This window comes from Streptomyces sp. NPDC002785 (assembly GCF_040295565.1).
Taxonomy (GTDB): Bacteria; Actinomycetota; Actinomycetes; order Streptomycetales; family Streptomycetaceae; genus Streptomyces.
In genome coordinates this window covers 1-7,974 of the sequence record NZ_JBEOVN010000271.1, presented here as the reverse complement: position 1 = coordinate 7,974, position 7,974 = coordinate 1, and the positions used below count along the sequence as shown (strand labels likewise).

Below are 7,974 nucleotides of genomic sequence, written 5' to 3'. Positions count from 1 at the left end.
TGCAAGGCGGAGGATTGAGGCAGATGGGGTCTCCCCTGCTCGAGCGCAGCCGAGAGCTTGGGGAAGGAGCCATGGTGATTGACGACAACGCGGCAAATGTGCGTGCCCAGCCCCGCGACGCCGCCCCCCATGTGCCGGTCGGTCTAAGCGTCCGGCGGGGGTGAACCACACCGTCTTCGTGTGCGGCGACCACGCCCCGTACGCGGTGGACCCTGCCCTGCCGGGCCGGGCGGCTTGACCCGCTCGGGAGGACAGTGCCCGGTGGGGAGAACCCCACCATGGCACGCAGTGCTGGCCCCCCAATGAATTCGGGGGGCCGCTTTACTGTCCATATCGCCTGCTGACTGCACGATGATTGCATGCAGCAAACCCACGCTCATTCGCCCGGTCGCGGTCGCGATTCACTCATAGACGCCATCAGAGCACTATGTGTGCTGGCCGTGATTTCCCAGCACTGGCTCATGCCCGTACTGGCCTATGAGAATGGGCACTTGAGCACCGGGAATGCTCTCGCAAGCCCCGGCTGGTGGATCGTCACATGGCTGACGCAGGTCATGCCCATGGTGTTCTTCGCCGGCGGTGCCGCCAATTTCTTCTCGTTCCGATCCGCGAAATCGGTGCGCACCTGGCTCCGGAGCAGAATCGCGCGTCTCCTGGTGCCGGTCATACCCCTGGCAGCCGTGTGGCTGCTGCTGCCCCACGCGCTGATCGGTGTGGGGGTGCCTCAGCAACCAGTGCTGATGGCGGGCAAAATAGCCGGGCAGCTGCTCTGGTTCCTCGCCGTCTACGTGCTCGTGGTCGCGCTCACGCCGGTGATGTTCAGGTGGTACCGCCGGTACGGATGGTGTGTGATCGGCGTACTCGCCGTCTGCGCCCTGGTCGTCGACGTACTGCGCTTCGAGGTCGGCCCCGCGATCGGTTTCCTGAACGCCCTGTTCGTCTGGCTGGCGGCCCACCAATTCGGCTTCCACTACGCCGACGGCGGCCTGCGCGTGCGGAGCAGGTGGACATTGGCGGGTCTGGCCGCTGTCGGCTTCGGACTCACCGCGGCCGCTGTGTTCTTCGGGCCCTACCCGGCATCCATGATCGGAATGCCCGGGGCCCCGGTCTCCAACATGAGCCCTCCGACCGCGCTGATGCTGTCACTGACGATCGGCCAACTCGGACTCTGGCTGACGCTCAAGCCGGTCATCACACGGTTTGCCGAACGTCCACTGGCCACCGCCTTTCTGCAGTGGTGCGGAACCCGTTTCATGACCCTGTACCTCTGGCACATGCCCGCGCTCGTGATGACGGCGGGAATCGCCATTGTCGGACTCGGCTTCGCGACACCGACGCCCGGTAGCCCGATGTGGTTCGCGATGGCACCGCTATGGGTCGGCATTTCGGGAGCCTTCCTGGTGTGCTTCACCAAAAGTTTTGGCCGTTTCGAATTCCGTCGCCGTTCCGGTGCGGCATCGGATATGAGCCTCGGCAAGGTCGTTCTCGCGGCCGTGCTTTCCGCAGGCGGCCTCCTCGGGCTTGCCGCGCAGGGGTTCATTTCCCCCGGAAACCCGCTCGGCCCGGTGCTCTGGGTACTGCTGGTGCTGACGGGGCTGCTCGTCGTACGGGAGAAGAACGCCCCGAAGACCGTTGCCACGCAGGGCCCTCGCACCGTGCCCGTTCAGTTGGCCGTGCGCCATGAAGATGCCCGGGTTCTCTCCCGGCAGGGCAGCGGATGAGGGCCTCGCACCCCACGTGCGGGTCGGGGCACCTCAGCGTCCGGCGGCGGCGAGGGTGAACCACACGGTCTTCGAGTGCGGCGACCGCACTCCGTACGCGATGGTCCCCCAGCGGGCGGCGACGGCGTCCACGAGGACGAGCCCGCGCCCGTGTTCGCCCTTGCCCGGGTGCACGGCGTTCCGGGGGCCGGGCGGCGAGCCGGAATCGTCATCCGTCACGTACACGGTCACCTGCCTGCGGTTGACCGTGACGTCCACCCGGATCAGCGGCGAGCGCGTGTGGCAGTGCGCGTTGTTGACGATCTCGCTGACGCAGAGGCGCGCGTCGTCCGCGAGGGCGGGATGCTCGGTGACGTACAGCAGCGTCCCGATGAAGTCGCGTACGAGTCTGGGTGCGGTGGGGGTGTTCGGCGCGACAAGGCGGTAGCGCTCGCCACGCTGGGGGAGGTGGGTGGAGGAGGGTGGAGGGGCGGTTACGGAGGTCATGGTGCGGTCTCCCGACTTGCGTGGTCCGTGGCCGGCGGTCCGTGGCATCGGCCACCCGGTTGCGCTCAACTGGCTTGCGGATGGCTGCACTTCGGCCCACTGAGGCGTGCAGTTCGTTGCCGATGGACGCTAGGGCACAACAATGGGACGGCGCAACAGTGTGACGGCCGTAGCACCCGTACGAGTGGACCAGCGACACAGTGGGACGGCACACTCGTACCGCACGAAGGGGAGGGACCAATGCCGCCACGGAGCTACCCGACTGCCAGGCAGAAGCGTCTGGGCGCGGAACTTCGCAAACTGCGCGAGCGGGCCGGGATGTCCGGGAGTGAGGCCGCCGCGTACCTGGGTGGCGAGCGCGCCCAGATCAGCCACATCGAGTCCGGCCGGTACGGCGTGAGCGACCAGCGGGTGCGTCGACTGGCCGCCCACTACTCAGCCAACGACAAGCATCTTGTCGACACGCTCGCGAGCATGGCCGAGGAACGCGCCAAGGGATGGTGGGACGAGTATCGCGGCATACTCTCCCCCGGATTTCTGGACCTGGCGGAACTGGAGCACCGGGCGACCTACATCCGCACCATCCAGATGCTGCATGTGCCCGGCGTCTTCCAAACGGAAGCGTACGCACGCGACCTCATCCGAAGCGGCGTTTCCGATCTCCCGACCGCCGAGCTGAACGCCCGCGTCGAGCACCGCATGAGACGGCGCGATATTTTCGACCGGCCCGTTCCAATGCCGTTCGAAGCGTTTATTCACGAAGCTGCCCTACGTATGCGGTACTGCGACGCGGAAACCATGAGGGAACAGCTCGACTTCCTGCGCAGGGTCTCCGCCTGGCCATCCGTGACGATCCACATCATCCCGTTCACCACGCAGATCACGAGTTCGGTGCACTCGATGCTGTACGCCGGAGCGAGCATCCCAGCACTCGACACGGTTCAGATCGACAGCGCCTTCAATGCGGGCTTCCTGGACGCCGAGGCCCAACTCGCCAGATATCGAGAGCTGCTTGATTCCGTCAAGTCGATCTCGCTCGGCACGGAGGAGTCGGACCAATTCATCCAACGCATCGCACAGGAAATGTGAGTCAACCGGCATGACCGACGCAATCAACTGGCAGAAGTCCTCTTTCTCAGGACCCGACGACAATCAGAGCTGCATCGAGCTGGCACCTGTTGACGGCTCGATCAAAATGCGTGAGAGCGACGATCCCGACGTGATCGTCACAACGAGCGTCGCCAAGCTGCGCGCGTTCGTGCTCGGCGTGAAGGCCGGCGAGTTCGACCACTTGATCTGAGCGACGCCGCGAAGCGCCCTCTGCCGAGCCGGCTGAGGGCGCTTCGCGCGCAGGGGCACAACTTAGGGACGTCCCAATGTTGCTCCATGCGCACCAGTAGCGCTACCGTCACCGTACGTCGCCAACGTCGGCTCGGCTTGGTGCAGGACGCCCGTGTGACGCCGTAACTCCCCTATGCCCACGGCCAGTTGGAGCCGAGCCCCTCCACACGCTGCGATCGGACGGTCGACCATGCGCACCATCCCCACCCCCTTACAGCCGGTCCTCGATCACGGCTACCGGTTCGAAGCCCTCCGCTTCGGCCCCGCCACCGGTTTCACCCCCGAGCCGATCGACCTGCGCATCATGGCCACGCCCCAGGAGGCCATCCGTGCCATCCGCGTCCAGCTCCGGGCGAACCACCTCTTCGGCCTCACCCCCCGCGAGCTGGTGCGCGCCCACCACTGGGCCGACAAGGGTGGCTGGGTGCAGGCCCTGGGCGCGCTCCACCGCGGCGAGCCCTGCGGGTTCACGCTACTGCTGCGTGGCGGCCGGCACATCGAGTGGCACGTCCGCCCGGTGACCTACGTATCGCTCGACACCCACGGCGTCCCGAACCCCGCCTCCGCCCCACACCCCGCCGTACCGAAATACGTATGAGTTAGGCTCACCGGGGCGCAGTGAGGGGCCTCGACCGGGGTCCGGGCTTCCATGCCGCCGCAACGGACTCGCCACCGGCCCCGTCCCACCCTGAGCAGCAGCCCCGGAAAAAAGCTGTTCAGGAATCGGCTCGTTCGGGCCGGAATGTGAGGCCGCCCGTGCGGGACTACTTGCTCATGCTGTTCATCACTGCGGCGGTGACTCTGCTCCTGACCGGCCCCGTGCGGAAGTTCGCCATCTCGATCGGGGCGATGCCCGAGATCCGGGCGCGCGATGTCCATCGCGAACCCACTCCCCGCCTCGGCGGCATGGCCATGTTCGGCGGGCTGCTGGCCGGATTCCTCGTGGCTTCCCATCTGCCGCACCTGGAAGAGATCTTCACCCAGAGCTCGGCGCCGCGGGCGCTGCTGTCCGGGGCCGCGGTGATCTGGGTCCTGGGGGTTCTCGACGACAAATGGGGCGTCGACTCGCTGGTCAAACTCGGCGGTCAGGTGATCGCCGCCGGGGTGATGGCGTTCCAGGGGCTGACGATCCTGTGGCTACCGGTGCCGGGCACCGACGGGATCTACCTCTCCGACTGGCAGGGCACCCTGCTGACCGTGGCGCTGATCGTCGTCACCATCAACGCGGTCAACTTCGTCGACGGGCTCGACGGACTGGCCGCCGGAACGGTGGGAATCGCGGCGACGGCGTTCTTCCTGTATGCCTACCGGCTCTGGTACGGCTACGGGATCGAGTCCGCCGCCTCCACCACGCTGATCTCCGCGATCCTCGCGGGCATGTGCCTCGGCTTCCTGGTCCACAACTCCCACCCGGCCCGGATCTTCATGGGCGACTCGGGGTCCATGCTGCTCGGGCTGCTCATCGCCGGATGCGCGGTCTCCGTCACGGGCGAGGTCGACCCGAGCCTCCTCAACCAGACCGTCGACGGCAGATCCGGGTCGGCCGCGATGGTGCCGGTCTACATTCCGCTGCTGCTGCCGCTGTCCGTCATCGCACTGCCCGTCGCGGACCTCGTTCTCGCCATCGTCAGGCGTACGTGGAACGGGATGTCCCCCTTCGCCGCCGACAAGGGGCACCTCCATCACCGGCTGCTCCAGCTCGGCCATTCGCACCGCCGGGCCGTACTGCTCATGTACTTCTGGTCGGCGCTGTTCTCGTTCGGGATCGTGGGCTATTCGGCGCGGGGCGCCAAGTCCTGGATGCTGTTCGGCGTCGCGTTCGTCTGCGGTCTGGGCCTGGTTCTGTTGCTCCAGCCCCGTTACGAATCCGCCCTCGCCCGCCGGGTGCCTCCCGCACTTGTGGCGTGCATTTACCGGCGGCGCGGCGAGCTCTCCGTGCCAAAGGACTCCGCGGGCGATCGGCGGGCGTCGGCAGGCGCCGCGACCGGAGACTGACGGGCCTTTCCTCGGAGCCGTCTGCGCACGGGGGCCAGTTGCGGTGGCTTTCGTTCCCATGGCGCGGCCCCGTGCGCCGTCACCGACGAGATCGTCGCCGGCGCGAAGGGCTACTACCGAACTGGCCCCGCCATGAGGGAGAACCCCAGGGCTCAGGCGCTCCACGGGGTGGTCACCGAGCCACTTCCCCTCTCACGGGCCCACGACGCTGAAAGCCGCGCTGCTGACGGGGCGGTTGACGGTCGAGGAGATGGTCGACCGCTACGAGATCCGGCACACCGGCATCCAGCAGTTGCTCATTGCCTGCCTGGACCGGCGCAAGCCCGAGCTGGACTACTCGACGCTGGACAGCGGGTCATGACAGGAGATCGAAGGTTGCTCCCGTTCCCGCTGCCTCTGCCTGCTGGAAGGCCAGCCAGCTCAAGGCCAGGTCTTGCCAGGGCAGACCGACCGGGGCGTAGGCAGTGATTTCCCGGCTGTGGGAGCGGGCGACGGCCTCACCGCGGATGACCTCCCCGAGGGAGGCGGCAGCCGTAGAGGAGGGCAATCCGGCGTTGGCGAGGGCGCCGTGCGTTGCGACGAGTGCGGCGTCGTCGACGATCAGCCTGGCGGAGAGAAGAACTTCGGGGGCGACTTCCTGCTTTCCGGGTTCGTCGGCGCCGAGCGCGGTCAGGTGCTGCCCCGGCAGCAGGTCCTCCAGATACAGCAGGGGTTCACGCGACCAAGTGGCCAGTACCACCGCGTCTGCCGCGGCGGCGACCTTCGTCGGCGTGGACGCCACAGTGCCGCCATGCCGCTGCGCGAAGGCAGCCGCCCGCTGCGCGTCGGTGTCGTGGACGAGCAGACGGTCCCATGAGCGCAGCGTGCGAAGTCCACGGATGGTGAGTTCGGCCTGGGCTCCGGCTCCGATCACACCGACCGTGTGGGCACCGTCGTCGGCCGGGCGGGCGATCAGGTCGGTGGCCAGGGCCGCGGCGAGGCCGGTGCGCCAGGCCGTAATGGTGGCGGAGTCGATCAAGGCCAGCAATTCGCCGTCCGTGCCGCTGTGGAGGCAGATCACGCCCCGCAGGGACGGGACCGCGCCGGGAAACTTCGCGTTGACCTTGACCGTGTAAGCGTCGGTCCCTGGAAGCAGCCCGGGCAGCAAGGCTGTCGCGGTGCCTGGGAAGGGAAGGTCGGTGCGCACCCGCTGGCCTGGCAGAGCACTCTGCACACAGGCGGCGAAACCTTCTCGCAGTACCTGGATGCAGTCTGAAGGGTTCAGCAGTTCCAACAGGTCCGTGCGGGTCAGGATCCGGGTCATGCGCGTCAGAATCTCACGCTGTTCCGCCGCGGTCAGTGCAGGGGGCAGTGGCACGCCTGGGCGTCGGTGCGGCCGTGGTCGTCGATGAGCCGGTCCAGGCCCGCCGGGGGTCTGCAGCCCCCCGGCGGTGTGAACCGTCGGTCAGCTCAGCCGTGCGTTGGCGTAGACGGCCATCGCATCGCGCTGGTAGGCGGCCAGTCCTTCGGCGATGCTGTCGAAGTTCGTTCGGAACTGAGGGTCGTCGACGTAGGTCTGGCCCAGTCCCTTGTACGCGGCCGCGCACGGGGTCCAGAACCGGCACACGCCCTGGTAGTGGGCGTCCACCTCGGCCTGCACCGCAGGATCGGCGACGGGTGTGCCGGCCACCATGAACTCCGCCATGCGGATCATCTGCGCCGTCACCTCACGCTGCCACTGCTCCATACCCTCGGTGGTCATCCCCGCGATGGCTCGCCGGGACTGCTCCCACTGCTCCGGCCACCGCTCGCGCGCCTCCGCCTCGTGGCGGCCGGGCTCGAATCCCTCGAACAGGTTCTCCGGCCTGTTGATCTTTGCCATATCGCTGTTGTCCTTGCCTTCCTCCAGTTCGGCGATGGTGCGGCCGACCGTGCGGGCGAGCGTCTCCAGCCGGTCGCGTTCCGCAAGCAGTCGTCGGTGGTGCTCGCGGAGCGCGGCCAGCTGATCCACCTGGCTGTCCAGGACCGCCTGGATCTCGCGCAGCCCCAGGTCCAGCTCCCGCATCAGCAGGATCTGCTGCAGCCGCAGCAGATCGGCCTCCTCGTAGTAGCGGTGCCCGTTGCTCCCGATCCACGCCGGCGGCAGCAGGCCGATCTCGTCGTAGTACCGCAGCGTCCGGGACGTCACGCCGGACATCCGGGCCACATCCGCGATCGACCAGGCCATTGCCCCGCCTCACATCGCCGGGCCGGTCTCTCCGGCCACACCGAAGACGGTAGAAGTTGACGTAGCGGAAACCGCAAGCCGGAACCGGCACCGCCCGTGGGCATGCCGAGCAGATAAGACCGACCGGCACATGGGGGGTGGGAGAAGGAGCGGGGCTGGGTGCGTGCAGCTGCAAGGCGGAGGATTGAGGCAGATGGGGTCTCCCCTGCTCGAGCGCAGCCGAGA

At 67.5% G+C, this 7,974-nt stretch carries 8 protein-coding genes; 5 read left to right on the top strand and 3 right to left on the bottom strand.

Annotated elements, in window-relative coordinates; all coding sequences use genetic code 11:
- The first annotated feature begins 359 nt into the window (after positions 1-359).
- On the top strand, positions 360-1,721 hold the full coding sequence (locus ABTZ94_RS34675; protein ID WP_351206968.1) for an acyltransferase family protein: 1,362 nt from the start codon (positions 360-362) through the stop codon (positions 1,719-1,721).
- 33 nt (positions 1,722-1,754) lie between these two features.
- Here ABTZ94_RS34675 and ABTZ94_RS34670 read toward each other — a convergent pair whose 3' ends face one another.
- Positions 1,755-2,207, bottom strand: coding sequence for an ATP-binding protein (locus ABTZ94_RS34670; RefSeq protein WP_351206967.1), 453 nt, complete (start codon positions 2,205-2,207; stop codon positions 1,755-1,757).
- 240 nt (positions 2,208-2,447) lie between these two features.
- Here ABTZ94_RS34670 and ABTZ94_RS34665 point away from each other — a divergent pair, with 240 nt between their 5' ends.
- The 4 genes from ABTZ94_RS34665 to ABTZ94_RS34650 all read left to right on the top strand — a co-directional run bounded on the left by ABTZ94_RS34665 (position 2,448) and on the right by ABTZ94_RS34650 (position 5,543).
- Complete coding sequence (locus tag ABTZ94_RS34665) at positions 2,448-3,296, top strand: helix-turn-helix domain-containing protein (protein ID WP_351206966.1); 849 nt, start codon at positions 2,448-2,450, stop codon at positions 3,294-3,296.
- A gap of 10 nt (positions 3,297-3,306) precedes the next feature.
- Positions 3,307-3,507, top strand: coding sequence for a DUF397 domain-containing protein (locus ABTZ94_RS34660; protein WP_351206965.1), 201 nt, complete (start codon positions 3,307-3,309; stop codon positions 3,505-3,507).
- Between the two features lie 231 nt (positions 3,508-3,738).
- A complete protein-coding gene (locus tag ABTZ94_RS34655) occupies positions 3,739-4,146 on the top strand; it encodes a hypothetical protein (protein ID WP_351206964.1) in 408 nt (135 codons plus the stop codon).
- 158 nt (positions 4,147-4,304) lie between these two features.
- A complete protein-coding gene (locus ABTZ94_RS34650; RefSeq protein WP_351206962.1) occupies positions 4,305-5,543 on the top strand; it encodes an MraY family glycosyltransferase in 1,239 nt (412 codons plus the stop codon).
- Positions 5,544-5,898: 355 nt separating this feature from the next.
- Here the strand turns inward: ABTZ94_RS34650 and ABTZ94_RS34645 are convergent, their stop codons facing one another.
- Both ABTZ94_RS34645 and ABTZ94_RS34640 read right to left on the bottom strand, forming a co-directional pair.
- Positions 5,899-6,846, bottom strand: a complete 948-nt coding sequence (locus ABTZ94_RS34645) for an ornithine cyclodeaminase family protein (protein ID WP_351206960.1) — start codon at positions 6,844-6,846, stop codon at positions 5,899-5,901.
- Between the two features lie 141 nt (positions 6,847-6,987).
- On the bottom strand, positions 6,988-7,749 hold the full coding sequence (locus ABTZ94_RS34640) for a MerR family transcriptional regulator (RefSeq protein WP_351206958.1): 762 nt from the start codon (positions 7,747-7,749) through the stop codon (positions 6,988-6,990).
- Positions 7,750-7,974: the final 225 nt, after the last annotated feature.